The organism is Methylobacterium sp. GXF4 (assembly GCF_000272495.1).
In the GTDB taxonomy this organism is placed as follows: Bacteria; Pseudomonadota; Alphaproteobacteria; order Rhizobiales; family Beijerinckiaceae; genus Methylobacterium; species Methylobacterium brachiatum.
The window spans coordinates 7,501-33,930 of sequence record NZ_AKFK01000054.1 but is presented as its reverse complement, the minus strand read 5'-3'; the positions used below and the strand labels follow the sequence as shown (position 1 = coordinate 33,930).

17 protein-coding genes and 1 pseudogene (1 of these 18 only partly in view) are annotated in these 26,430 nt (G+C 71.0%); 6 read left to right on the top strand and 12 right to left on the bottom strand.

From position 1 onward, the window contains the following. Positions 1–38: 38 nt before the first annotated feature. Positions 39–671, bottom strand: a complete 633-nt coding sequence (gene queE / locus WYO_RS10910; RefSeq protein ID WP_039902741.1) for a 7-carboxy-7-deazaguanine synthase — start codon at positions 669–671, stop codon at positions 39–41. A 299-nt stretch (positions 672–970) separates the two neighbouring features. Between queE and WYO_RS10905 the strand changes: the two genes are divergently transcribed. The 4 genes from WYO_RS10905 (at position 971) to nth (ending at position 4,941) form a co-directional block, all read left to right on the top strand. Next, positions 971–2,422 (top strand): D-alanyl-D-alanine carboxypeptidase family protein, encoded by a 1,452-nt coding sequence (locus tag WYO_RS10905; protein WP_047170788.1) that lies wholly within the window; start codon positions 971–973, stop codon positions 2,420–2,422. 64 nt (positions 2,423–2,486) lie between these two features. Next, positions 2,487–3,581 (top strand): GTP-binding protein, encoded by a 1,095-nt coding sequence (locus tag WYO_RS10900; RefSeq protein WP_007562252.1) that lies wholly within the window; start codon positions 2,487–2,489, stop codon positions 3,579–3,581. 103 nt (positions 3,582–3,684) lie between these two features. Further along, complete coding sequence (locus WYO_RS10895; RefSeq protein ID WP_007562250.1) at positions 3,685–4,179, top strand: hypothetical protein; 495 nt, start codon at positions 3,685–3,687, stop codon at positions 4,177–4,179. Positions 4,180–4,236: 57 nt separating this feature from the next. Beyond that, on the top strand, positions 4,237–4,941 hold the full coding sequence (gene nth, locus WYO_RS10890; protein ID WP_007562248.1) for an endonuclease III: 705 nt from the start codon (positions 4,237–4,239) through the stop codon (positions 4,939–4,941). Between the two features lie 6 nt (positions 4,942–4,947). On the opposite strand, the gene WYO_RS10885 is transcribed toward nth, so the two are convergent. The 4 genes from WYO_RS10885 to WYO_RS10870 all read right to left on the bottom strand — a co-directional run bounded on the left by WYO_RS10885 (position 4,948) and on the right by WYO_RS10870 (position 13,500). Further along, entirely contained in the window at positions 4,948–5,265 is a 318-nt protein-coding gene (locus WYO_RS10885) for an HPr family phosphocarrier protein (RefSeq protein ID WP_007562246.1), read from the bottom strand. 441 nt (positions 5,266–5,706) lie between these two features. Continuing rightward, a complete protein-coding gene (locus WYO_RS10880) occupies positions 5,707–9,969 on the bottom strand; it encodes a translocation/assembly module TamB domain-containing protein (protein ID WP_244424148.1) in 4,263 nt (1,420 codons plus the stop codon). A 300-nt stretch (positions 9,970–10,269) separates the two neighbouring features. Beyond that, positions 10,270–12,213 carry a BamA/TamA family outer membrane protein gene (locus WYO_RS10875; protein WP_007562242.1) on the bottom strand — a complete coding sequence of 648 codons (1,944 nt, stop codon included), beginning with the start codon at positions 12,211–12,213 and terminating at the stop codon, positions 10,270–10,272. Positions 12,214–12,558: 345 nt separating this feature from the next. Continuing rightward, on the bottom strand, positions 12,559–13,500 hold the full coding sequence (locus tag WYO_RS10870; protein ID WP_039902714.1) for a LysR family transcriptional regulator: 942 nt from the start codon (positions 13,498–13,500) through the stop codon (positions 12,559–12,561). Positions 13,501–13,609: 109 nt separating this feature from the next. Here WYO_RS10870 and WYO_RS10865 point away from each other — a divergent pair, with 109 nt between their 5' ends. Next, on the top strand, positions 13,610–14,617 hold the full coding sequence (locus WYO_RS10865) for an NAD(P)-dependent alcohol dehydrogenase (protein WP_128754984.1): 1,008 nt from the start codon (positions 13,610–13,612) through the stop codon (positions 14,615–14,617). Positions 14,618–15,414: 797 nt separating this feature from the next. On the opposite strand, the gene WYO_RS10860 is transcribed toward WYO_RS10865, so the two are convergent. From WYO_RS10860 to WYO_RS10845, 4 genes and pseudogenes are all read right to left on the bottom strand, one after another. Further along, complete coding sequence (locus WYO_RS10860; protein WP_007562235.1) at positions 15,415–16,725, bottom strand: SidA/IucD/PvdA family monooxygenase; 1,311 nt, start codon at positions 16,723–16,725, stop codon at positions 15,415–15,417. Then, complete coding sequence (locus tag WYO_RS10855; protein ID WP_128754982.1) at positions 16,722–18,578, bottom strand: IucA/IucC family siderophore biosynthesis protein; 1,857 nt, start codon at positions 18,576–18,578, stop codon at positions 16,722–16,724. Before WYO_RS10855 ends, WYO_RS10860 begins: the two co-directional genes overlap by 4 nt. A 73-nt stretch (positions 18,579–18,651) precedes the next feature. Then, positions 18,652–19,659 (bottom strand): annotated as a pseudogene (locus WYO_RS32375) (GNAT family N-acetyltransferase); the annotation flags it as partial. Continuing rightward, positions 19,656–21,470, bottom strand: a complete 1,815-nt coding sequence (locus WYO_RS10845) for an IucA/IucC family protein (protein ID WP_007562229.1) — start codon at positions 21,468–21,470, stop codon at positions 19,656–19,658. The pseudogene WYO_RS32375 and the gene WYO_RS10845, both read right to left, overlap by 4 nt. Positions 21,471–21,622: 152 nt before the next feature. Here WYO_RS10845 and WYO_RS10840 point away from each other — a divergent pair, with 152 nt between their 5' ends. Continuing rightward, positions 21,623–22,816: an MFS transporter gene (locus WYO_RS10840; RefSeq protein ID WP_007562227.1), complete on the top strand. Its 1,194-nt coding sequence runs from the start codon at positions 21,623–21,625 to the stop codon at positions 22,814–22,816. On the opposite strand, the gene WYO_RS10835 is transcribed toward WYO_RS10840, so the two are convergent. The 3 genes in view from WYO_RS10835 to WYO_RS10825 are tightly spaced (at most 3 nt apart) and all read right to left on the bottom strand, a layout consistent with a single transcriptional unit that may run on beyond the window. Continuing rightward, positions 22,801–24,045 carry an MFS transporter gene (locus WYO_RS10835; RefSeq protein ID WP_007562225.1) on the bottom strand — a complete coding sequence of 415 codons (1,245 nt, stop codon included), beginning with the start codon at positions 24,043–24,045 and terminating at the stop codon, positions 22,801–22,803. The genes WYO_RS10840 and WYO_RS10835 overlap by 16 nt on opposite strands. Then, complete coding sequence (locus WYO_RS10830) at positions 24,042–24,404, bottom strand: hypothetical protein (protein WP_007562223.1); 363 nt, start codon at positions 24,402–24,404, stop codon at positions 24,042–24,044. Before WYO_RS10830 ends, WYO_RS10835 begins: the two co-directional genes overlap by 4 nt. A gap of 3 nt (positions 24,405–24,407) precedes the next feature. Further along, positions 24,408–26,430, bottom strand: partial view of a TonB-dependent receptor gene (locus tag WYO_RS10825; protein ID WP_007562221.1) — the 3' portion only. Its footprint extends 197 nt past the window's final position; only the last 2,023 of its 2,220 coding nucleotides appear in the window; the start codon falls outside the window, past its right edge — the gene reads right to left on this strand; it ends in the stop codon at positions 24,408–24,410.

Here is a 26,430-nt window from a genome sequence, read left to right as displayed (position 1 = left end):
GCGCCCGCACGGCAGAGCTACGCCGGCCGGCCGCACCCTCACGGGATTCCGATCATCTTGTGGGTCTGCAGCGACAGGCGCCAGCGGGCGTCCTGGCGGCAATAGGCGATGGCGGCCTGGGTGCTGGCGCCCTGCTCCGGCCCGTCCATCGGCTGGAGGAAGCGGTGCCGGAAGGCGAGACCGACGAAATCCGCCGGGTCGGCATCGGCCTGGGGATAGACCAGCTTCAGCTCGTGGCCGGTCGTCTGTGCCAGGGGATTGGAGCCCTTGGGGCTGACGCAGATCCAGTCGATGCCCGGAGGCGCCGGCAGGGTGCCGTTGGTCTCGATCGCGATCTCGAACCCATGCCCGTGCACGGCGTCGATCAGCGCGGAATCGAGCTGGAGCAGCGGCTCGCCGCCGGTGAACACCACGTAGCGGCATTCCGGCCCCCCGGCCCAGGTCCGGGCGATGGCGTCCGCCAGCGCCGTCGCATCCGCGAAGCGGCCGCCGCCCTCCCCGTCCAGGCCGACGAAATCGGTGTCGCAGAACCGGCAGGCCGCCGCGGCGCGATCCGCCTCGCGCCCGGACCAGAGGTTGCAGCCGGCGAATCGGCAGAACACCGCGGCCCGTCCCGCCTGGGCGCCCTCCCCCTGAAGGGTGTGGAAAATCTCCTTGACCGCGTAAGCCACCGTGTCCCCGAAACCTTTTCGCTCGACCGTGATCCCGCACATAAGCGGCGCGGGCCTCCCGGACCACCGACAACCAGGCGGCGCAGCCCCGCGGTTGTGTCTCGCCTTGCTCTTGCCACGGTGGAGACGTTGATGCCGTGATGCAGCACGATGGCCGCCCCGGCGGTCCGGGCTGCGCGAATCCCGGCCGGCCGGCCGGAAGAGCGGTGCCTCGCGGTGCCGACCCTGGCGATCCTCTGACGAGTCGGGCTCGAATGTCCTCTTCACTCCTCCGGCGCGTGACCGTCGGACTCGCGGCGATGACGGGTCTTCTCGGCACGAGCCTGATCGGGATCCAGGCCGCCAACGCGGTCACCGCACCGATCCTCGTGGTCGATGTCGATTCCGGCAAGGTGATCTATTCCCAGGCGCCGACGGATCCCTGGTACCCGGCCTCGATCACCAAGCTGATGACCACCTACGTCGCCCTGGACCTGGTGCGGCAGGGCAAGGTCTCGCTCGATTCGATGATCACGATCTCGACGGCGGCGGCCTCCGAGCCGCCCTCCAAGATGGGCTTCAAGCCGGGGACGCAGCTCACCCTCGACAACGCCCTCAAGATCATCATGGTCAAGTCGGCCAACGACATCGCCTACGCGATCGGCGAGAATCTCGGCGGCTCGATCGAGGGCTTCGCCGACCTGATGAACGAGACCGCGCAGCGGATCGGCATGCGCGACAGCCGCTGGACCAATCCCAACGGCCTGCCCGATCCGCGCCAGTGGACCTCGGCCCGCGACATGGCCGTGCTGGCCCGGGCGCTGATCCGCGACTTCCCGGATTCCCACGACCTGTTCTCGATCTCGGCGATCCAGTTCGGCCGGGCGGTCATGGCCAACCACAACGGCTTGCTCGGGCGCTATCCCGGCGCCGACGGCATGAAGACCGGCTTCATCTGCTCGGGCGGCTTCAACGTGGTCGCGACCGCCTCGCGCAACGGCCGCCGGGTCATCACCGTCGTGATGGGCCAGCCGAGCCCGCGCGAGCGCGACGTGAAGGCCGCCGACCTGTTCGATTACGCCTTCACCCAGAGCGCCGGCTGGACCAGCCCGACCCTCGACGCCCTGCCGGCCTCGGCGCTCGGCGCGCCGCCGGACATGCGTCCCTTCGTCTGCGGCGGCAAGAAGCCCCCGGCGATCGACGACGGCCCCGGCGCGGTCAGCGCCCCCGGCTCGGCGGCGCAGCTGATCGGCGGCTCCGCGGCCAATTCCCCGGCGCTCGCCATGGCCGCCTTCTCCAGCCCGGCTCTGCGCGCCCGGACGCTCCCGCCCCGGGCGCCGCTCCAGCCGATCGCGGTCTGGATCGGCCGCAACCCGGCCGAGGGTCAGCAGATCCTCGAGGCGCAGGAGAACGCCCAGAAGACGGCCGCCGCCAACACGCGGGCCGCCAAGCTCGAAGCCGCCAAGGCCAAGCGCGAGGCCGCGCTGCAGGCTGCCAAGCAGGCCCGCGAGGCCCGGCTGGAGCAGGCCAAGGCCGCCAGCGCCGCCAAGGCCGCGGCCAAGCCGGCCTCGAAAATCGCCGCGAAGCCGGCCCATGGCCTGCCGCGCAGCGCCAGCGCCTATACGTCGTCGGCGGAGACGCCCGGCATGCCGGAGGCCAAGCCCGGCAAGGGCCTCTCGAAGCCCGCCGCCCACAAGGCGCCGGCCAAGCCCGAGGGCAAGAAGGCCGAGGTGAAGAAGGCGCCGGCCAAGAAGGCGACCGCCGAGGAGTAGCGGCCTCCCGGCATCGCGCCCCGGCGCGTTGCCTCCGTCCCCGAAAACCCCCATCTGCGCGGTCATGTCCCTGACCGCCTCGCCCGCCCCGGATCCGCGCCGCCCGGAGCCGATCCCGCTCACCGTGCTCACCGGCTTCCTGGGGGCCGGCAAGACCACCCTGCTCAACCGGCTGCTGCGCGATCCGGCGCTCGCCGACACGGTGGTGATCGTCAACGAGTTCGGCGAGATCGGCCTCGACCACTTGCTGATCGAGACGATCGACGAGGACATGGTCCTGCTCGGCGCCGGCTGCCTGTGCTGCACGGTGCGCGGCGACCTGATCGCGACCCTCGAAGACCTGCTGCGCAAGCGCGACAACGGCCGGATCAAGCCGTTCCGCCGGGTGGTAATCGAGACCACCGGCCTCGCCGACCCGGCGCCGATCCTGCACGCGCTGATCTACCACCCCTATCTCGTGCTCCGGTACCGGCTGCAGGCGGTGGTGACGGTGGTCGATGCGGTGACCGGCGCTGCCTCCCTCGATGCCCATCCGGAGGCCGTGCGCCAGGCCGCGGTGGCCGATCGGATCGTGCTGACCAAGGCCGACCTCGCCGACGACACCGCCGGGATCCGGGCGCGGCTCGCCGCCCTCAACCCGGCAGCGCCGATCCTGCCGCCGGATGCGGCGGCCGAGGACCTGCTCGGCGGGCTGTTCGGCCTCGACGGCAAGGGCGCCGACGTGCGTGCCTGGCTCGGCGACGCGGCCATGGAGGACGCGCACCACCACCCCGGCGACGTGAACCGCCACGACGCGGCGATCCAGGCCCTGTGCCTCACCAGCGCCGCGCCGGTGCCGCGGCCGGCCTTCGAGATGTTCATGGACCTGCTGCGCTCCGGCCACGGGCCGAAGCTCTTGCGGCTCAAGGGGATCGTGGCGCTGGCCGACGACCCGGAGCGCCCGATCGTGGTCCACGGGGTCCAGCACGTGTTCCACGCCCCCCTGACCCTGCCGGCTTGGCCCGATCCCGACCACACCTCCCGCCTCGTCCTGATCCTGCGCGACCTCGACCCGGCCTTCGTCCAGCGCCTCTGGGACGCCTTCCTGGGCCGCCCACGCGTGGACGCGCCCGACGCCGCGGCGCTGACCGACAACCCGCTGGCGATCCCCGGGAGCTGAGCTGCCCGGCGGCACCGTCCTTGAAGCCATTGCCCCGAACGGCGCCTCCGGGGCGCCCCGCCGTCCCGGAATGGGACGATTGGTCGAGAGGTCGGGACAGGCGATGGCGCGACGCTTCACCGTGATACAGGGCGGCCTTCCCGGGACGACGGCCCGGCAACCCGCGTCGGACCGGCCGCGCCCGGTGCTCGTCCTCGTCTGGAGCCGGGATGCTCTCACCGTCCAAGCGGCCCCCGTCCTGCTCGATGCCGACGCCGCTGCGGCGGTCGACCGGGCGATCCGCACACGGCTGGCGGCGCTCGGTCGCGCGGGTCGGCCCGCCGCTCCCGCCCGGGCGGCGGATCGCCCCCGCCGGCCGCGGGCGATCCCGGCCGAGAACCTGCTCGGCGTGCGGCCCGAGGGCTGGGCGCCGCCCGAGGTCGCCGTGCCGGTCGTCGCGGATCGCGAGCCGGCCGGCGCCTCCGAAAACATCTGGGGCCGGCTCTCGGCCCGGAGCGGCGCCCTCCGGTCGGCATTCCTGCGCCGGGTCGAGGGATTCGCGGCCGGCACCTTCGGCCCCGGCGCAGGCCCCGTGGCCTGGCGCCGGGTGCGGGGCTGAGAGGGGCCGTCAATCCGCCGCGTGTCGGGCCGGCCGTCCCGGCCCTAGCTGCTGGCCATGACGCGCGACACAACCCACGGCCTCCGGCCCGCACAGCGACGGAGCAAGGCCCGCGCCGCGCCGCAGCCGGGTGAGGTTGGCCGGGTCGAGGCCGTGCTGGCGCGGCTCGCCGCGGCCGATCCGGACCCGAAGGCCGGGTTCGACGACACCGATCCGTTCCGGCTGCTGGTGACCGTGCTGCTCTCGGCGCAATCCACCGGCCCGACGGTGGCGCGCATCGCCGACGCGCTGTTCGCCCGGGTCACGGACCCGGCCGGGATGCTGGATCTCGGCGCGGCGCAGATCACCGAGATCATCCGCCCGGTGGGGCTCGGGCCGTCCAAGGCGCGCAACATCGTCAAGCTGTCGGCGGCCCTGATCGAGACCTACGGCGGCGCGGTGCCGCGCAGCGCGGCCGAGATGCGAAAGCTCCCGGGGATCGGCCGCAAGAGCGCCGAGGTGACGGCGAATTTCGCCTTCCACGAGCCGGTGATCGCGGTAGACACCCACGTGTTCCGGGTCTCGAACCGGATCCCGCTGGCCCAAGGCACCACGGTGGACGCGGTGGCCGACGGGCTCGCCCAGGCCGTGCCCGAGCGGTTCAAGGACGGCGCCCATATTTGGCTGTTCCGGCACGGGCGCGACACCTGCACGGCCCGCAAGCCCGCCTGCACGCGCTGCCCGGTCTCGGACCTCTGCACCTGGCCCGGCAAGGAGACCTGAGCCGGCCTACTCGTCCTCGCCGAAGCGGTTGGCGAGCAGCGCCTCGATCGTGTCGAGGCAGGTCTCCGCATCCGGGCCGACCGCGGTGACGGCGATGCGCGTGCCCATGGCGGCGCCGAGCGTCAGCAGGCCCATGATCGAGCGGCCGCCCACCGTCTCGCCGGCCCGGGTCACGGTCACGGCGGCGTCGAACCGCTCGACGGTCTGGACGAACTTCGCCGAGGCCCGGGCATGGAGGCCGCGCCGGTTGATGATAGGCAGCATCCGCAGGAAGCCGCCCTCGGGCACGGGAAGATTGTCGTCCGTCTCGAACAGGTCGTCCATCGCCCTTCGTGTTTCCCGCCCGGATTCCGGCTGATCGCGCCGCTTGCTTCGACACCTAAGCAGACTTGGCCCGGCCGGCCAACGGATCTTCGGCCGAGGTGTTTGAGCCGATGGGGATTTTGAACGCGAAACCGCGCCGCGGTGTGGTGGAGTTCGCACCGATCATTGGTCGATCGCGGCGATACGGCGGGATCGAGGGGACGAGAGTTTCTTACCGCTCGGCGTCGCGCCGGTGTGCGCCTACGGCAAAATCGATCGCTCCGTCATCCCGGGGCGCCGCAGGCGAGCCCGGGATCCAGAAACGCCGCCGGTGCAAGACCTTCACCTGTCGGCGGCTCTGGATCCCGGGCTCCGCTACGCGGCCCCGGGATGACTGCGAGGATGATCGAATGGTTCAGGCAGATCGCGAAACGAAGACAGACGTCCGGTGCGCCCTCGCCCCTACCACTCGTATTCCGCCCCCACCCCCAGGCTGGTCCGGCCGTCACTGCCGGCTTCGCCCTTCAGCTTGATCCGGCGGGTGACGTCGACATCCACCCCCACGGCCGTGTCGGCCGGATTGGCCCCGGCCTTCACGCCGACGCTGACCCGGTCCGAGATGTAGCGCGAGGCCCCGAGCGCCGGGCCGCCGCTCGCGCCCGTGGACACGTCGAGGCTGTCGAGGCCCAGCCCCTTGCGGGCCTGCTCGAACACGTCCGGGCCGGCGGCCCCGCCCGACAGCTGCGCCACCGCCTGGGCGAGCTGCAGGGCCTGGAACGGCGACAGCCCGCCGGCCGCCTTCTTGAACAGCAGGCGCGACAGGATCTCGTCCTGCGGCAGCACCGGGTCGGAGGTCAGGGTGAATTGCGGCGCGTCGGCGAAGCCGCTCACCGCCACCCTGGCGGTGACGTCGCCGGCCTTGGTCTCGGCGGCGAAGTCGAGGGCCGGGGTGGCGAGGCTGCCCGCAAAGGTCAGGTTGCCGCGGCTGAAATCCAGGCGCTGGCCGACGAGCTGGAACACCCCGCGCCGCAGGCCGAAGCCACCCACCGCGTTCGGCGATCGCGACGTGCCGGTGACCCGGAGCGACCCGCCGAGCTCGGCGTCGATGCCGCGCCCGCGCACGAAGATCCGGCTCGGCGCATCGATCCGCACGTCCAGGGTGGCGTCGAACGGCACGGCGGGTTTGGTCGCGCGCCGCCCGGGCTTCCCTGCCGCCTTCCGGTCGGCCCGCTGGGCCAGCCGCGCCCGGGCCTCCGGCGAGGTGTTGACGTGGCGGACTCCCGGCAGCGGCCTGACCGTGGCGGGCAGGCGGTCGGGCACGGCCACGTCGATCGACACGACATCGACCCGGCCGGTGATGCGCGGCGTCCGGGCGAGCGGCCCGGAGAGGTTGAGATCGACGCTCGACACCGCGGTCATCAGCGGGCTGGAGACCAGCTCGGCCCTGTCGGCGGTGACGTGGAACTGACCCGGAAAATCCGGCTCCAGGGCGACCCGGCCGGTCACCGAGAGGCGGCCGCCGTTGCGGGCCGAGGCCGTCAGCCGCTCGACCACGAGGCTGTCGCCTCGGCCGGTGACGCGGCCGTCGATATCGGTGAGACGGATGCCGTTGAGCGGGTCGGTGAAGCTGCCGCCGGTGAGCACGGCCGAGCCCTGGGCCCGGGGCGCTGCGAGGGTGCCGGTCACGCCGCCGTCGACGGCGATCCGCCCGGTGACGCTCTGGCCGCCGACGCTCAGGAGCGTGTTGGCGAGCGACGCGTCGAGGGTGCCGCGGGCGCGCAGGTTCAGCGGACCGCCGGCCTCCACCGGCAGGGAACCTGCCACGGTCAGGGCGACGCCCTTCCCGGCCGTGACCCGACCGTCGAGGCTGGCCTGCCCGTCCGACAGGGTGCCCTTGGCGCTGGCATCCACCGGCGGCAGGCCGGCCTGGCGGGTCTGCGGCGCCACGAGCTTCGAGACCGTGAGTGCGTAATGGCCCTCTGGGCTCGCGGCCGGCCCGTGCAGGTCGGCGTCGCCGTCCAGCGTGCCCGAGAGGGCGAGGTCCGGCGCGGCGATCCGGGCGAGCGACAGCGGCAGCGCGCGGATCGCCACCTTGAGATCGAGCGCCTGGCCGGCCCGGCCCGAGACCGTCACCCGGCCGGAGCCGGCCGCGATCGACAATCCGTCGATCACCGCGCCGCCGTCGCGCAGGGTGATGCTGGCCGGACCGGTCAGGGCGAAGTGGTCGCCGCCGCGAGCGGCGGACAGACGCTGGATGTCGATGCGCGTGTCGTCGGCCGGCACGAGCCGGACCGCCCCGTCGAGGTTGAAGCCGCGCGCCTTGGCGGTGAGCGTCACGTCGCTGCCCGCCGGGCTGCTGAGCGCGGCTAGCCGCACCGTATCGATCTGCTGACCCGCGGCCAGCAGCCTTTCGGCGTCGAGGCGCCCGTCGAGGACCGGGTGGGCGTGCAGGTCGCGGCCCTTCAGGTCGGCGTCGAGGCGGTTGAGCCCGTAAGCGCCGTAGCGCAGGGCGGCACCGGTCGCCCGGATCGCCGCGTCCTGACGGCCGCCGTCGCGGGCGAGGTTCACCGTAGCGTCGAGCTGCCCGGCCAGGGGCTCCGGGGCCAGCGGGGAGATGTCGGCGAGGTCGCCCGCCTTCACCGAGAGCGTTCCGGCCGACAGCCAGGTCTCGGCCGCCGCGATCGCGTTGCCCGAGACGGAGACGGAGCCGAGATCGAGGTCGAGCCGGTCGAGCACCCAGTCGGCCCCGGCCTTCGCGACATGGGCGCCGCCGCGCAGCGCCTTGCCGGCAACCTCGCCGGACAGTTTCAGGGTGCCGTCGGGCGCGAGCAGCGCGTCGCTGAGGACGGCCTCGGCGCGCAGGTCGCGGATCGGCTTTCCGTCCGCGGTCGCCGACGGCGCCGTGACTGTCGCGGCCAGAAGCGGATGCTCCAGGGAGCCGGTCATGCGCGCGTCGATGCCGGCGCGGCCGGTCAGGCGGCCGTCGAGGTCGGCAAGGCTTTTGAGGTCGACCCGTCCGGTCACGTCCGCGGCGGCCGAGGTCGCCTCGCCCTGCAGGGTCGCGGTCAGGCCGGAGCCCTCCAGGCGCAGGTGGTCGAAGCCGTAGCCGTCATAGGATTGCGACACCCGGCCCTGGAGCGTCGGGGCGCGGCCGAGCACCCGGTCGGCCGCCGCGATCCCGGTGGCGAGGCCGGCGCTGGTCACGGTGAGGTCGGCCGCCAGCGCCTTGCGGGCCGGATCGCCGCTGAGCCGCGCCTTGGCGTCGAGGCTGCCGGCGAGCCCGCGCCCGGCAAGGCCGGAGAACACGGCGAGATCCGGCAGGGCGGCGTCCAGCGTGCCGGCGAGGGTGTTCTGGCCGACGCGGCCGGCATAGCTCGCCTTGGCGGTGTCGGATTCGACCCGGAGGCTCGCGACGTCGATCACCCCGTCCGGCCCGGAGGCGGCCCGCAGGGTCAGCTGCGCGCGGCTGCCGATCGCCCGGCGCAGGGCCGGATCTGCCAGCCGCAATCCCTCGACCTTGCCGTCCGCCGTGATGGCAAAGCGCTGGGCCGACGGGTCGCCCTGCGGATCGACCCCGAGGCGCGCCTCGACGCGCTCCAGCGCCGATTCGCGGCTGCGCAGGCCGGCCGCGTCGAGGTTGCCCCGCACCGTCGGCGCGGTGAGCGGACCCTTCACGCTGCCATCGAAGACCAGCTTCTCGATCTCGGCATCGCCGGCCTTGGTCACCGCGCCCTCGGTGGGCAGGGCCCGGGCCTGCAACGTCAGGTCGGCGATCCGGTCCTTGGTCAGGCTGCCGCCGGCGGCGAGCCGCGCGGTGCGCGAGGTCAGTTCCAGCCGGTCGATCCGGAAGGCGCCGCTATCCGCGAAGGCGACGCTGCCGTCGAGCTTGGTCGTGCCGGCGAAAACGGAGGCGGCCGGCCCCGGCACCAGGCCCTCGATCCGCGCGGCGAGGTCGAGCGCCAGCCGGCGCTCGGCGCCGATCCGGGAAATCTTGGCGCCGCCCTTGGCGCCGATATCCGGGCCGGCGGCGAAATCGAGCCGGGCGTTCCAGGCGTCCAGCGTGCCGGTGCCGGCCAGATCGAAATCGATCGGCGGCGTGCCGGGGACGTTGGCCGCCTTCGACAGCAGGCCGCCGGCCGGCTCGACGAGATTGGCTCTCAGCTCCAGCTTGTCGCCCTCCGGCACGTAGACCAAGGAAAGCAGGAAGCGCCCGGCGGCGTCGAGGCGCTGGGCCCTGGCCTGCAGGTCGAGCCCCTCGCTGGCCGCCCCGAGCCGGGCCTTGCCCTCCGCCGAGAGCCGCGCCGGCTGACCGGCGACGGGCTCGCCCAGCACCAGCTCGGCCAGCTTGAACCCCTTGATCTCGACCTTCACGGGCAGGTCGGGCAGCAGCTTGCCGTCGGGCTTGGCCTCCGGCGGGGTCGGCCCGGGAATCGGCCGGCGCAGGACCTCGAGCCGCCCGATCTCGAGGCTGTCCACCTCCAGCCGTCCCGACAGCAAAGCGAGCCGGCGCCAGACGATCCGGGCCCGGTCGAGCTTCAGCCAGACGCCGTCGCGGTCGCTCACCGCCACGTCGCGGATCGTGGCATCCGAAGAGAGCGCGCCGTCCACCGCGCCGATCGCCACCCGCGACGACGGGGTCGAGAGCGCCCGGGACAGGAGCCCGCCGAGCACGGATTTCTCGCCGTCGTCGGCGTGAGTTGGGACGGCGGTGGGGATCAGAAGAATAAAGAGAAGCGCGAGGCAGGCCAGCACAAGCGCGGCCTTCTTGCCTTCCCTGCAGACCACGAGACGCGCAGATTCGTGCGTGAAGGCCGCGACGAGCCCCCTCTCCCGTTCGGGAGAGGGTTGGGGTGAGGGACCAGGTTGCTCCGGAAAAGTCGCACCCCTCACCCTGTCCCTCTCCCGCACGGGAGAGGGGACCCGCGCCGCATCCTGATGGGTGTGAGGTTGGCACGAGAACGGGTCGTCGCCGGGGTTCACCGCCGACGAACCGGCCTGTCTCAGCGTCCCGAAAAAACCAGCCATTCAGAACGCCTGCCCGAGGCTGAGATACAGGACGGCCGGGCGGACATGGCCGCCCTTGTAGGGATCGAGCGGGAAGGCGAGATCCGCGCGGATCGGGCCGATGCCGGTGTAGTAGCGCAGGCCGATGCCCACCGATTTTCGGATCTTCTCATCGAAATCCGGCAGTGACGAGGCGAAGGCGGTGCCCGCATCGAAGAACGGCACCACGCCGATCGTGTCGGTGATCTTGATCCGCGCCTCCACCGACGCTTCCAGCAGGCTGCGGCCGCCGATCGGCAGGTTGAACGGCCCGATCGGCCCGAGCGTCCGGTACGGATAGCCGCGCACCGAGCCGCCGCCGCCGGCGAAGAAGCGGAAATTGTCCGGGATGTCCCCGAGCGGCGCGCCGGACACCGAGCCGAAGCCGATCCGCCCGGCCAGGATGTACCGAGACTCGTCGTCCAGGGAATAATAGGTCGAGCCTTGCGCCTTCGCGACGACGATCCCGGGCGACGAGATCGCACCGGGGTAGGCCGCCAGCGACGCGATCGCCCGGAACCCCTTGGTTGGGTCGAGCAGGCTGTCGGTCGAATCGTAGGTCACCGAGGCCGGCACGCCGATCAGCCGGTAATTGACCGTGCCCAGCGCATCCTTCGAGCGACCGGCCTGGGCATCCAATCCGATCTGGGCCGAGAACGTGTCGGAGAACCGGTGCCGGATCGCCGCCGAGACCCCGCCGCCATCCACCAGATAGCTCTGCTGGACCTCACGGGTGATGAAGGCGTTGGCCAGGAAGTCGTTGCGGGTGCCGCCGAGCGCCGGCTGGACATAGGTCGCCGACAGGCGCCCGCCGAGTCCATTGGTGCCGATCCGGGCGATCTTGCGCTGGGTCGCGAACGGATCGTTGCCCAACCCGAGGTAGTAGATGTCGGCATCGAGCCGGAACGTCTCGCCGCCCCCGAACAGGTTGCGGTTGGCGTAGTAGGCGCGCACCCCCGGGCCGTCGACCGTGGAATAGCGCGCCGAGACGCCGACGAGATTGCGCTCGCGCTCGGTCAATTCGGCGAAGAGCGGCAGGTCTCCGTCCGCGTCGAGCGCCGTCCCTTCGCGGACCCGCGCGGCTCCGATCGCCTCGATGCGCGTCAGCGACTTGCGGATCGCCGCCACCGCCTGGGGTGAGTACGGGTCCCCCGGCTCGGCATAGATGAACGACCGGATCGTCGCCGGGTCGATCCCCGGCGCACCGCTGACCGCCACGGGCCCGAGCCCGGCCACCGGCCCGGGATCGACCGTGAAGGTCACATCCATCACGTGGGCGGCATCGTCCACCACCGGATCGCGCGCTACTACCTTGGCGAAGGGGTGCCCCTGCGCCCGGAATTCGTCCACGATCCGGGCTTCCCGGGCCAGCACCGTGGCCGAGCGGGCCGGCACGTCCTCGTCCACCCGGGTGATCCGCGGCGGCAGCACATCGTCGGGGAACGGCCGGCCGGCGACGTCGCGGACCGTGATCCGGCGCAACGTATAGAGCGGCCCGAGATCCACCGCGATCCGCACCGGCACGAGGCCGCGATTGCGCCACCGCTCCGCGGCCCCCACGGCGGAGGCGGCCGCAGCCTGACCCGCCACCGGCACGGAGTCGATCCGGATCGCGGCGGTCCCTTGGTAATAGCCGTAGCCCGACAGGACATCGGTGAGCTTGGGCAGATCGGTCTCGGCCCGGCGCAGGAGCCCCTCCCCGTCCGGCGGCGGGTCCTGGCGCAGGCGGTAGAGGGTCGAGATGTCCTTGAGCGCCTGAAGCACGTCGGAATCGTCGGTGCCGGTAATTCGCACCGCATACGGCAGGGCGGTCGGGCTCGGTGCCGGCGGCTCAGGCTCCGAGCCGAACAGGCCGAACAGGTCGAAGGCCCGCGCCGTCTCGGGCTGCGCGGCAACGAGCGTCACGGATGTTGCCGCGACAAGCATCAGCCGCGGCAGCGCACGCGGCGCACCGGACAGACTCGATCGACCTAGGCGAACGGACACGCGCAAAACGCGGTCTTCAGCTCCGTTCGCAGTCGGCGGCGCGGCGCGCGCGGTGATGCGTCATGATCCCCCCTCCGCAGCTGAAGCCGCGTCCCCGCACGTATTGTAAAGCTCCGGGTGCCGAACGCCAAATGCGGGCGGCCCGGCCTGGGGACGGACGGGGGATGACCGGGGCGGGAAACGCTTGCCCGGGAGAGGCCGGGAAGGCAGATCCGGTGGTGCGACCACGGCGGCATTGCCGCACCGAGCCGCGATATGACGCGCCGACGGCGCCTGCGCATGGTCTCAAGCCGATGCGGGCGATCGGCCGCTTTCGGCCCGAAAGGTCGATTCCGCGACCAGCGCTGCCAGCGCGTCGATCGCGAGGCGCACGCGCAGCGGCAGATGCGGGCTCTGCGGCCAGAGCGCGTGGCTTTCGAAGGCATGCGCCGGCAGATGGTCGAGCACGGTCACGAGTCGTCCCGCGGCCACGTCGTCCTGGATCAGCCAGGCTGGAAGCCAGGCAAGGCCGTGCCCGCCGAGCGCCACGTCGCGAAGCGCGCCGAGATCGTCGAACCGCATCCGGCTCGGCGGGACGATCTCCGTCGCTGGTCCGCTCGGTTGTGGAAACAGCCAGGAACGTACCCGCCCGGGACGGCCATAGAGCACGGCGTGATGGCCGGTCAGGTCCGCCAGGGATTCGGGCGCGCCCGCGCCATCGAGATAGTGCGGCGCCGCGCAGACGCGCATGGGCTGGGACGCGATCCGCCGCGCGATCAAGCCGGGCCAATTCTGCAATTGCCCGTTGCGCACCACGAGGTCGAAACCGTCCTCGACCACGTCGACCAGCCGGTCACTGAAGTTGAGATCGAGCTCCAGCTTCGGATGTGCGTCGGCCAGGCGGATCAGGATCGGCGCGATGCGCAGGCGCCCGAACAGGACCGGCATCGAGACGCGCAGCCGGCCCGCGATCGTGTGCCGGCCGGAATCGAGCAGCGCGGTCGCGAGCTGCACCTCGCCGAGGGCGCGCCGCGCATGCTCGAACAGGGTCAGCCCGTCCTCGGTCAAGGCGAGGGAGCGGGTCGTGCGGTGGAACAGCCGGACACCGAGCCGGCGTTCCAGCCGGGCGATGCTTCGCCCGACCGCCGAGCGCGTCAGGTTCAGTTTCGCGGCCGCCGCGGCGAAGCTGCCGGCCTCGACGGCCGCGACGAACATCGGCAGGTCCGCCAGCAGATCACCCGGAATCATTGTTGCCCCGCACGCACCGATCCGGGTCCGAACTATCGCCACAGGGGGCCGTCGATCAACGCTACGCATCACCGGTCGGCAGACGATCGGAGATTCGCGAATGACCATGATGAGGCGTTGGGAGATGACCGGCTTCGGCCGCGAGGCACTCCGGCTGCAGCGGGTCCCCATCCCTGAACCAGGGCCGGGGCACATCCTGGTGAAGTCCGCGGCGGTGTCGTTGAACTACCGCGACACGCTCGTGATCGAGCACGGGATGGGGCTCGCCCTCGATTTCCCGTTCACCCCGGCATCCGATCTCGCCGGGACGATCGCGGCCATCGGCGCGGGCGTCACTCGCTTCCAGGTGGGCGACCGGGTTATCACGACCTTCTTCCCCGGCTGGATCGCCGGCCCTCCCCCGGGAACCGCGAAGGCTCTGGATGTCCGATGCCTCGGCGGCGTCCATCCCGGCGTCCTGGCAGAATACATCGCCGTACCGGAGGATTGGTGCGTCGCTGCTCCGCACAGCCTCGATCTCGTGGAAGCCAGCACCCTGCCCTGTGCCGGTCTCACGGCCTGGTTCGCGCTCGTCGAGCGCGGGCGGCTCAAGGCGGGCCAGAGCGTGCTGGTCCAGGGGACCGGCGGCGTCGCCCTGTTCGGTCTTCAGATCGCCAAGGCGCACGGCGCCGAGGTCTTCGTCACCTCGAGTGCCCCCGACAAGCGCGAGCGCGCGCGCGCCCTGGGCGCCGACCACGCCATCGACCGCGACGGTTGGGTCGAAGCCGTCTATCGGCTCACCGCGGATCGCGGGATCGACCACATCCTGGAGATCGTCGGCGGCGCGCACCTCGCGCGATCGCTCGAAGCCGTGGCCGTCGATGGGCGCGTCTCGGTGATCGGCGTCATCGCGGGATACGACCTGTCCGGCGCCGCAGGGAACCTGATGCTCAAATCCGCCACGGTCCAAGGCATCCGCGTCGGCCATCGGCGGGCCCTCGAAGACCTCGTCCGAGCCGTGGACGTCATGGCGTTGAAGCCGGTGATCGATCGACGCTACGCCCTCGAGGACGTGCCCGCCGCTCTCGATCACCTGGAGCGCGGCCCCTTCGGAAAGATCGTCATCGGGTTCGACTGACCGCAAGGCGGCGGGCGGGGCTGCGTCGCGGCCCCCTCCCCTGCCTCGGCGCGCCACCACTTTTTCCGCACAATTGGACCCTGATCTAGCTGTTCGACGTTCACACCAGACCTAGCCCTGAACGCAGCAATGTCGGCCTGCGCGAGTGGACCGCTTGATTTATTTGGTGGCGCGTCCTTGGTCGCGGGAACCAACAACATCCGATCCTGGTGAAAGTCGGCGATCAGTATTGCGCAAGGATTGTTGGTTGAAGGGTGCCCAACAATTTTTTTGTGAAATTGATTAAGAGAAATATACCGAAGCTACCGGCATTGCTGCCCCGCATAGCACTTCTCACATAACGCCCGCGGCGCAGTCGCGTGCAGAGGGAGGGGGGCGCTTGGTGATCGGGCGTTTTGTGAAGTGCTCTGAAATCGAGCTCGATTTACTTTCGGTCCGCCGACAACCGTATTGGTCTCACGCTGTCGGATTCGAGGACAGTCAGTTGCTCCCTGCCGTGTAACGCGCTCTGGAATGCCGGCAGCATCGGATCGTCCCAGGACCATACAGATCGACCGGCTCAGGATAAGAAGCCGATCCCCATATACATGCACAGCATCAGGGCCCCACTCCAGCGCGTCTGGATCAACCCTAAGCGGCATTACACACCCGCAGCGGAATTGACCCGTTGCTTGTCCGGCGCGGCCCAATGCGATCGTTCGGTGGTGAAACTCGGCGGGGTATCGAACTGCGCTCGGGTGTTGAAATGACCCCTCGGGCGAAGCGTTCTCCGTATTCAATCAATTGGGGCAATCCCGTTACTGGCAGCCTTCTCCCTCGTGAAACACGCGCTCAGGTTGGGTGGTGGGCCAGGTCAAGGGCGGCGCCGGTGGAGCAGTTTCGAAGACCGGGCGCCCGGCCAAGGCGTTGACGATGACACCGCTGCGCCATGCCATGAGGCTGAGTTGCGGTTCTGCGATGCCGTGGCTGACGAGGCCGCCGTTGAGGACGAAGAGGCGGTGGTCCGCGGGACCGTCCCAGGATGCGGAGAAGTCCGCGCCGATCTCGGGCCGGCCATCCTCGTCGAGGGTGAGGCGCTCGCGTAGCGGATCCAGGCACGGCGGCAGCGTGTAGCGGTAGCCCGTGGCCAGGATGACGATGTCGGCGTGGGCGACCTCGATGCCCCCGTCGAAGCCGTTGCGCATGATGAGGCGGTAGCCGCCAGCCCGATCGACATCGAGCACCGTGCGGTGGGGCAGCAGGCTCGTGTCGAGGCGTTTCTCGGCGAGATGTCGGAGCATGTAGAGGCGCTGATAGATCGCCCGCAGGGTCGCGGCCGAGATGCCGTCGCCCGCAAGCTTCTGGCGTCCCACCGTGGAGCGGCGCCGCGCCTCCGGCAGAGCGTGGAAGCTCCCGACGTAGCCGGGCGTGAACAGCTCGTTCGTGAACGGCGTCGCATCGATCGGCTGGAAGTTCGGGCGCCGGCTGATCCAGGAGAGAGCGGCGGGCGCGTCCGAGTCCCGGTTCAGCAGGTTCAGCACGATCTCGGCGCCGCTCTGGCCGCCACCGATCACCGCGACCCGCTTGCCCGCGATCCGGTCGAGGGCGAAGATGGCCTGGGAGCTATGGACGTGGTCGCGCGGGTCGAGCTTCTCCGCAAAGGCGGGAAGGCTCGGCTGCAGCCCGACCCCGAGGGCGAGGTTGCGGGCGCGTGTGGTCCCCCGGTCGCTGTCGAGGCGGAAGGCCCGTCCCTCGAAATGGACTTCGCGGATCGCTGTGCCGAAGCGCAGGCTCGGCAGCCGGGCCGCGACCCAGGCGAGATACTGAGCGAATTCCCGCCGCGGCACCGCCTCGAACTCGGCGTTGAGGAATTCGTAGAAGCGCTTCTGCGCCACTAGATAGGCGAGGAAGCTCCAGGGGCTCGTCGGATTCACCGCCGTGACGAGATCCTTGAGGAAGGAGGTCTGCAGCGCGACGTCCGGAAGCATCATGCCGGGGTGCCAGTCGAAGGCCGGCGCCCGGTCGAAGAACAGGGCATCGAGGTCGCCCACCGCGTCGAGCTGTGCCGCGAGGCTCAGGTTGAACGGGCCGATGCCGATGCCGGCGAGGTCGAGCGGGTGATCCGTCATGATGCGCGGGATCCTGCCTGTGTGCCTGCCCCGACGCCGATCGCGGCGCCGGCTTCCACGAGCGCTGAGGCTTCCGCGCGATGGAGCGGGTTGATCAGCGGGCTGCCGAGCCGCGGCACCGGTCGCAGGTTGGAATCGCCGTAGCCGAGGCTGAGGCGCACGCGGTTGATGCAGATCCGTGGCACGGTCGGCGCGAACAGCTCGAACTGGCGGAATCGGTCGGCGAGGTCGGGGTGCCGGGCCTGATAGCGGCGCAGAGCCCGCGCGAGCGCGCCGTAGAAGGCGACCTCGGGCAGCCCATCGCTGCGCAGGAGCGCGTCCGAGACGAAACGCAGCAGGCTGGCGAAATGGCCGGTCTGCAGGTGCTGCAGCAGATGCGCCGCCGGCCGCCGCAGCAGGGTCTCCCGCACCCCCTCCGGCAGGTCTGCGGCCTCGGGAAAGTCCTGGTCCACGAGGTCGGCGTCGCCCTGAAAATCCTTCAGCGCGACGCCGCAAGGCACGCCATCCTTCAGGATCAGGGTAACGTTCTGGCCGTGAGCGATGAAGCCGACGCCGTAGCGGCAGAGGAAATGGTAGAGCGGCACTGCGACGTGGTCGAACAGCCGCTCGAGCCAAGCTTCCGGGGCGAGGCCGGAGCGCGCAATCAAGCTGGAGACAAGCGGGCGGCCCGCAGCATCCGCCTTCAGGAGCGCACCCATCATCATCGCGGATCGGCCGGGTTCGAGGCGGCCGGCGATGCCCTCCCGCCAGATCACCCCGAGCATCTCGCGGTACTGGTAGGGCGCGGCCGCGATCCGCTCGTAGACGGGGTGGGGGTAGAAGGCGCCGGCCCGCTCGCGCAGGATCACCGTGCCGGCAAGCGCCGGGTCCCGCGCGGCCTTGTCCGCGAGCCAGGCCGAAAAAGCCGGGCCGATCGCCATGTACTGGCCCGGCACCCCGCGCCAGGCGGAGGTGTTGAGGATCGTGAGTGCGAGCTTCACGTCGAGGCGGCCGTCCGCATCCGCGCGGGCGAGCGTCCGCAGCGATTGCTGGGGCAGGTAGGCGCGGCCGAAGACCCCGAGGGGGACGAGGCGCCGCGCCGCGATCTCGCCCGCGAAGTGCAGCACGATCTTGTTGTCCCACTGCCAGGGATGGACCGGCAGGAGCAGGTGAGTCGTGGAGTCGACGCCCTGCGCAGCACAGGCTGCCGCCAGCCGAGCGCGCTCGGGCCCGTCGAGGGAATCGGCCACGAGGTCGGCCTCGGCGAGGCCGGGCTCCAGGCTGAGGCGGCAGACGGTGCGGTCCGCCGCGATCCAGAACAAGCGGATCTCGGGGCTGAACTCCGGTGCGTAGGCCTCGAAATCGGCCAGCCCCCAGCCGATCCGCCCCTTGCTGGCGGGCGCTTTCGGGTGGCCGTCGAGATAGGCCTGCAGGATGCGGTCGCTCAAGGCGAGGAAATCCGCCCCCGTCATGTCCCGGCCAATCGCCGCGATGCGGGCATCGGCCGAGAGCGTGCTCAGCACCTCTCCCGCATAGGCGCAGAGAGTGGCTGGCTCGATCGCGAGCGTCCGGCTCGCATCCACGAGGAAACCTGCTGCGTCGCCGGCCGGGCTCACATGGGCGCCCGCGATGCGAACCAGGCTGGCCGGATCAATCGCGAGGTTGCCCCAGATCCGGCGCTCCGCAGCGAAGCGGTAGGCGATCCCGTCGTCGAGGCGCAGAAGCCACTGGGTGCCGGCCCGATCGGTGGGCTCCGGCGCCAGCGCCTCCTCGAAGGCGAGCTCGGCGATCGTCTTGGCGATGAGCGCCCGGTTGAGAGCGAGCCAGAGCGGCGCCGTCACCGCCCCGCCGTGCGGCAGCGGGCCGGCGCTCACGGGGGGCCTCGCGGAAGAAGCGCTCGCGCTCGCAGCAGACCAGGGCCGCGCGCTTATGGGGGAAGTCGAACTCCTTCAGCGTCTCGTAGGCCGCATCCGCGCAGTAGCTCAGCATCTTGCGGTGCGTGGCCCGCGGCTCGCCCATGATCCGCCGGGTCCGGGGTTCGTCCAGGAACAGGTAGTGCGTGATCGCCCTGAACCAGGCCAGCGTCTTCGGCCGTCCCAGATGCTCGACATTGCCGATCAGCCCGTGCCAGCCGCGGTCGAAATCCTCGGCGTCGTAATAGGGCCCGAGCCGGTCCTCCTTCGCCCAGTAGAACTCGAAATAGCCGACCGGCACGTCGTCGAAGCTGCCGATCACCCCGAACAGGTGCGGGTCGGCCTCCTGGTCGGCGAGGTAGCGGTCCAGCTCCGCCTCGCTCTGTGCGAGCTCCCAGTAGAAGGCGACGCGCTTCTGGTTCATCCAGCCGTGGAACAGGCCGAGGTCGTGCCGCCGATCGATGGCGCGAAACGACAGGGTCGTGCCGAGCTGCGGCAGCCAGCGCCGGTAGAACGGGCCGTTCGGCTGTGGCGGTCGCAGGGGCGGCAGCCGGTCTTGCGGCCCGAGCTGCGAGCGGATCAGCGGATAGGCCGTCCGCGCCCCGGCGGTCAGCCAGAGCAGGGGGAGCTGGTAGAACAGGGCACGCTCCACGATGGCATCGGGGGCGGCCGGGGTATTCTCCACCGTCGCGGCCAGGGCGAGCAGGGCCGGCGCGCCCCCGAGTCCGGAAACGCGCAGCCGCCGCGCATCCGGGCAGCGCTGGAACGCAGCCTCGACCAGGGCCGTCACGACCGGTGCGTCGGCGGGATGGCGGCCCACGGAGCCGGTGAGCGCGAGGCGCACGCCGTCCGGGTCTGAGCGCAGCTCTGCTTCGGCGATCGGCTCGCCATCGCGCAAGGCAAGCAGCCGGGCCGCGCGGACATCGCGAGGCAAGCACTCGACCGCGATATCCGCGTCGGCGACGGGCCAGTGGCGGCTCGTCCCGGCCCAACCGTCCAGCACCGTCCCGGAGGCGGCATCGATGCAGGGGCGCAGCGTCATGACCGGACCGCCCTGCGACCGCGCGGTTCCACCAGTGGGTTCGGAAGGTCCACGTAGCTCGCCAGGGGGTCGGTCACGTCGGTGTTCTCGTTGATATTGCGGAAGCAAATCATGAAGTTGCCCTTGCTCCCCAGGGCCGGGGCGTCGAGCAGCAGGCGCAGGCAGGTCCTGTCCCGAAGATCTTTCGCGGCGAGCGCCGCGACGAAGCGGCTCAGGGCCCCGGTGAGGGCGGTCTCCGGCGCCAGTCCGGCAATGCCGATCGCCCCGGTGACGGCGAAGACGCTGTTGACCACGAGGTAGTAGGCCATGATCCGCGCGGCCTCCGCGGAGGTCAGGAGGTGCCCGGCTTCCAGGTCGAGCCCGGGTGCGGCCTCGCGGAGCGCAGGCAGGAATTCGCGCACGAAGCCCGTGCCCTGGCAGTCGCGGAAGAAGGTCGCGACCGGCCAGCCATCCTCCAGCCCGAGGACCAGGTTCTGCTGGTGCGCGCCGAACAGCAGGCCGAGCGCGCACTGGATCTCGAGGATCGGCCCCACCGTGACGGCGAGGAAGCGCTCGAACCAGCGCAGGGCCACGGCTTCAACGGGGCCTGCACCGGCGGAACCTTCGCGCGCGGCGATGCGCAGGATCGTATCGGCCAGCCCGCTGCCCCGCCCGTCAGGATAGACCTCGCAGAGGGCGGCCAAGACCGCGGCCGGCCGCTCGTCCGCCCCGCGGAACGGGTTGTCGCGCAGCGCCACGATCGTCTGCGGCAGCAGCTTTCCGTCGGCCCCGCGGAGGGCGAGGTAGGCTGGTTCGCCGAGGACGCGGAAACACGGCCAACGCGCGGCGATCTCCGTGCCGACCGGGCCGCGCAGCACCGCATCGACCACGAGCCCGCGCGTGCACTCGACGTCCTTGATGAGGCGCAGCGAGTTGGTGAGCCGGAGGCTCAGCGAATGCTTGAGCATGAAGCGCGCCTGCGGTGCGTAGAGGCTGCGCAGCGAGGTGGTCGCGTACCAGGGCGCGCCGGCATGACCGTGGTCGCGCAGGCGCCCGGTGCGGAACAGGGCGTCGATCTCGGGATCGAGCGCGAGGCGCGCCGCCTGCCACGGATGCATCGGCAGGAGCACGCGGCCCTCGCTCGCGGCGCGGATTTTTGGATCGAAGGCGGGGTCCGCCGTGGCGAGACCTGAGCAGAGGTCGGCGGCGCTCTCCGTCCGCGCCAAGCCCTGGACGACCGCCTCCGGCGCCGCCGACCACCAGCGCAACGGAAAGCCCCGTCCGTATTCGGGGGCGAAGCGGCGCGAATCCGTGAGGGTGAACTCGTCCCGGCTGCGCGGGGTCGGGTGCACCGAATGGCCGAAGCGGAGCGCCCGCTCGGCTTCGAGGAAACTCGGGTCGCGCCTCAGGAAGATGCCGGGCGCGGGGGCGTGGGCGAGAATATCCTCGACGGTTGCGAGGCTCTGGAAGAGCCGACGCAGGAAGGTCGGCGCAGCCTGGGGGGCAGTCGGTCCGACGATGGTGGGCTCGTTGGCGACCGCGGCGGCGAACTCGGCGAAGGCGATGATGCGGGACGGCTGGCCGACGCGCCGCTCGCGGAACGGCAGTCGGAACACGTGCTGGCCAACGGACGAGACATGGGTGACCGCGATCTCGACCACCGAACCCCGGCGCGGCAGCGGGACGCGCAACAGGGGACGCGCCGAATCGCCCGCGCGGGAATCGGCAGCCGCCAGGGTCCAGCCGGCCCATTCCCGCATCAGGCTGTTGAGGAAGCTGCGTGCCGATATCTGGCAAGCAACGTCGGCAGATGAGATGTCAGCTTCGATCATTCGATCCTCTTCATCTCGCGGTATGGGCTATAGATGACCATATAACGCGGCGCAATGCGGGATCATTACTATAGAACTATTTTAAATATACCATTTGATGATTGCCATGTTCGAAATTGCGCCGATAGAATCTGCCCACGGACGGAGATGTCATGGTTCGAATCGATGCGCGCGCTCCCGGGGATGGGGCGGCCGAGCGGCTATCCCTTGCCGCGGCCTCAGTGGGGTTCGGGCAATCGGCGGTGCTCGCCCTGGTACCGGTGGCGGCCGAGCGCACGGGACTCGATGCGGCCGCGATCGGGGGCGTCGCCTTCGCCGGTGCGGTCGCGTTCCTGGTCTGCGCGCCCCTCTGGGGGCATTGGGGGACCGGCTGGGGCCTGCGCCGGCTGTTCGCGGTCCTCGCCGCCTTGATGACGCTCGGCCACGGTCTGTTCGCCCTCGCCCTCGCGGTGCCGAATCTGCCCACCGCCGCGGCCCTGGCGCTGCTGGTCATCTCGCGGATCGCCTACGGGGCGGGCGCGGCCGGGGTGATGCCGCACGCTCAGGCCGCCGTGGCGGGGGCTGTGGCGGAACCGGCGCGCCCGACGGCGCTCGGCCGGCTCAGCGCGGGCCTGTCGGTGGGGCGCATCCTCGGCTATCTGGTGATGAGCGTCGGAATCCTCGGAACGGCTGCTCCTCTGGTGGCGCTGGCGGCGAGCCCGCTGCTGCTCCTGGCCGCGCCCGACCTTGCAGGCGGCCCCAAGGCCAAGCCGGCGAGAATGCACAGCCACGGCGGCCTGCGCGCGGCCGGTCCGCTCATGGGGATCGGCTTCGCCCTGACCCTGGGCCTCGGCCAGATCCAGATCGTGCTCGGCCTGCTCCTGCAGCAGCGCTTCGGCTTCGACGCCGCCGCGGCAGCGGGACTGGCTGGCGCGACCTTCGCCCTCGTCGCGGTGACGATGATCCTGACACAGCTTCTGCTGGTGCCGCGCCTCGGCCCGAACCTGCGGCGCAATCTCGGCCTCGGGCTCGCCGGCTTCGCGGTGGGCACCGGTTTGATCGCCTGTGCCCCCGGCGCTTGGCTCGCCATGCTCGGGGCTGTCCTGGCGGGCGCCGGCATCGCCCTGGCGACCCCGCATTACACCGCCGCCCTGGTCGCCCGGGTGCCCGTGCAGGCTCAGGCCGCAGCCGCCGGCTGGCTCGCGAGCGTCCACGTGCTCGGCCAGGGGATCGGCGCCCTGTGCGGCGGCGCGGCATTCCGGATCGCGCCGGCGCTGCCGTTCTGGACCTGCGCGGCCCTGGGGCTTGCCCTGATCGGCGCCGCGGCGCGGCTTCGGCTGGACGATCCTCGTCATCCGGTCGCCTGATCTGTGCGGCCCGAGCCGAGCAGGCGAACGGTCGCCACGGTGGCGAGGCCGGAGAGCAGGGTGGCCACCCCGAACAGGGCCCCGTAACTGAGAAGGTCGGCGAGCTTGCCCGAGATCAGCGCGCCGACCAGGTAGACCACGAGCTGCGCGCAGGCGAGGATCGTGAAGTCGGTGCCCGGCTGCTCCGCGGAGGAGACCGCCATGAACAGGCTGTAGAGCGCGACGATCTCCATGTAGCGGATCAGGGTCTGGAACCCGGCCGCGCCGAAGAGCGGCCCGAGGCCGACCACGGCCCCGAGGGCGTGGGCCGTAAACAGGCCGAAGCAGAGGGTCCGCAATCCGCCCAGCAGGCCGAGGGTCGCGGCCGTGCCGTAGCGGCGGACCAGCAGCGCCGCGACGCCGGAGCCCGCGAGTCCTGCAGTCATCGCCGAGACGCCGGACAGGTAGCCGATCCGATCGAGGGGCACGCCCGCATCGACGAGGTAGGCGCCCTCCATCGCCTTCACAAGCCCCTCGCTCACCCGGTAGGTGAGTGCGACCCAGAGGATGGTGCGCATCTCCGGCCGTCGCAGGAAGGCCCGGATTGAGGGGCGCGGCGCGGAGGCGCCGATCTCGGGCGGCCCCTCGCGCATGGCGAAGGCGGCGAACAACGGCGGCACCGAGAAGGCGGCCGCGGTCAGCAGCATGCCGGCCCAGCCGACATGGTGGTAGAGGACGAGGCTCAGCGTACCGCCGACCACCACCCCGAGGGCCACCGAGCCGCCCTGTATGGCGTTGCCGATGGCGCGATCCTCCGGCCGCAGCCGTTTCACGGCGTAGCCGTCGGTGGCGATGTCCTGCGTCGCGATCAGCAGCGCGGCGAGGAAGCCGATCCCGATGATCCCGGGCACATTGGTAGGGCCGAGCGGCAGCAGAGCGAGGATGCATCCGATCACGCCGACCTGTGTCACCACCACCCAGCCCGCTCGGTGGGCCCGCGCAAAAGGCCGGACCCGGTCGATCAGCGGCGCCCAGAGGAACTTCAGGACGAGGGGCAGGAACAGGAGGCTGAGATAGCCGATCGCCGCCCGGGATACGCCGGCCTCGCGCATGATCGGCGGCAGCGCCGCGGCGATCAGATAGGAGGGGATCGCCTGCGCCAAGTAGAGGGCGGCGAGCACCGCGAAGAGCGACATCCGCTCGCGGCGACCTGCTTCCCGAGCGGCCAGGGCGGTGGGAGCCGCGCTCATGCCAGGTAGGCCTGCGCCGCGGCCCGGGCCGCGGCCTCGTCCGGGGCGATCGTGATGGGGAAGGTCCAGAGCCGGCGGAACAGGTCGGCGCTCGCCTCCTCGAAGCCCGGCCGCACGATCACGAGGCCGCGGCAGCGCCGGTCGAGATCGGCGCGGGTGCGCTTGAACCAGAGGGCCTGGGCCCGTTCGGCGGCGGCCGAGAGCTTGCCGATGCCGCCGAAGATCAGGATCAGCGCGAACGGCGCGGACCGCACCCCGACCTGCTCCAGGGCGTCGAGATAGGCGGTCTCGTCGCCGGGCTCGGGCGGCCCGAGATAGCGCAGGACCACGAGGTCGCCGGTCTCCTCGAGGGCGACCATCCCTCAGAAGGTCCGGCGGTAGCCGACCGTGACGGTGCGCCCGAGCCCGTAGACGGTCAGGTTGCGCACCGCGGTCGCGGTCGGATTCCAGTAGGCGCGGTCGAACAGGTTGTCGACGGAGGCATAGAGCTCGCCCCCGGCGAGCGGCGCGCCGATCGCGGCGTTCACCGTGAAGGCGTCCTTGAGGCGATAGCGGGTGCCCACGAGGTCGATGCGGGCGTCGCGGCCGCTGAAACCCTCGCCCTCGACCCGGAGCGAGACGCCGTTCGCGAACAGGTAGGTCCCCGAGACCGTGCCGTGGAAGGGCGCACCGATGCGGTTGTTCGGCAGGTCGCTGTCGAGGCGGCCGTCCTTGTTGGTGTCGTAGCGGCCCTCGCGGTAGCCCAGCACGGTGCCGAGGTTCAGCTGCTCCGTGACCTGCGCGTTCCCGACGAACTCGACGCCGTAGATCATCTCCTTCTGCTGGCTCAGACGGTTGGTGAGCGGGTCGAAGGTCGTGCCGTCGTCGGAGGTCGACACGAAGCCGCCGAGGCTGCCGGAGAAGATCCCGCTCCGGCCGCGGATGCCGAAATCGTAGGAGTTCACGATCTGCGCCTGGGGCGCGATGCTGGCATAGGCGATGGTGGTGCCGGCGGGCAGGCAGAAGGGCCGCGTCACCGGGCAGGCATAGGCCAGCGACAGGCCGGCCCGGCGCGTGAAGGCGCCGATATCGGCCAGCGCGTAGCCCTGGCTGAAGCCGCCGTAGAGATCGAGGCCGGGCACGAGATTGAAGGTCGCCCCCGCGTTGAAGGTCGGGGCCGAATAGGCGAACTTGCCGCCGGTGACGTTGAGGGCCGGCAGCACGAAGGTCGAGTAGCCCAGCGCGTTGCGCGCCGCCGTCGCCGCAAAGGTCGTCGGTCGCGTGAAGCCCGACACGTCGAGGTCGAAATGCTCGTAGCGCATGCCGGCGCGCAGGGTCAGCCGCTCGCCCACGGGCAGCTGGATCAGGGCGAAGCCGGCATAGCTGTTCTGCTGCAGGGGCGTGAACACGTCGGTGCCGTCTCGCGCCCGCTGACGGGTGGATTCCGAGATCACGTCGGAGCCCCAGGTCAGCTTCAGCCCGGGCAGGAGGGCGCTCAGGTCCGTGTCGAGGGTGAGGTTGATGCCGCCACGCTCGGTCGCGAGCGCCGTCTGGTTGGCGAGGCTCGTGGGCGCGGTCGGATTGAACGAATACGTGACGAACGGATTGGCCGGGTAGGCGAACTGCGTGTAATTGAAGCGCTTGTTGATGTCGTTGTAGTAACCGAGGATCGACAGACTGCCGAGCGGCGTGTCGCGGTCCGTATAGCGCAGGTAGAGCGAGCGCGTATCCTCGGCGACGGGCAGCCCGATATAGGGTCGCGCGTAATTCGGTCGGGCGAAGGCGCCGGTGTAATCGGTCAGGTAGCGCGGATCCTGGTTGAGCAGGATCTGGGTGAGGCCGAACTCGACGCGCTTGGCCAGATCCAGGTCGTAGCCGAGCCGCAAATTGATGTTGCCGAGCTGGAAGCGGTCGCCGCCACCCTGTCCGAGCTGGCCGTCCGAGGGCAGTTCCCGGCCTTTGCCGTCATAGGTACGGGCGGCGAACCGGCCGGAGCCGGTGAAGGCGTAATCGACGCCGTCCGGCACCTTGCCGGTGACGCTGATCGAGGTCTCGGGCGCAACGCCGTGGACCGGGTCAGCCGTGAAGGTCCGGACCGCGGTGTTGACCGTGACGACCGGGGCCCCGTCCGTCGGGCGCCGGGTGATGAAGTTGACGGTGCCGCCGGTAGCGCCCGCGCTGTAGAGGCTGGAGGCGCCAGCCACCACCTCGATCCGTTCCACCGAATTCAGGTCGATCAGGTTGAGGAGGCGTGAGACGTCGCGCAGCGGCGTGTTCACGGGCACGCCGTCGATGAGGACTAGGAGGTTGCGGCCCCGGAAGTTCTCGGAGGCGCTGGAGATCGTCCCGTTCGGCACCGTGAAGCCCGGGACCAGCTTCGAGAGTACCGCCGAGGGGTTCGGGGTC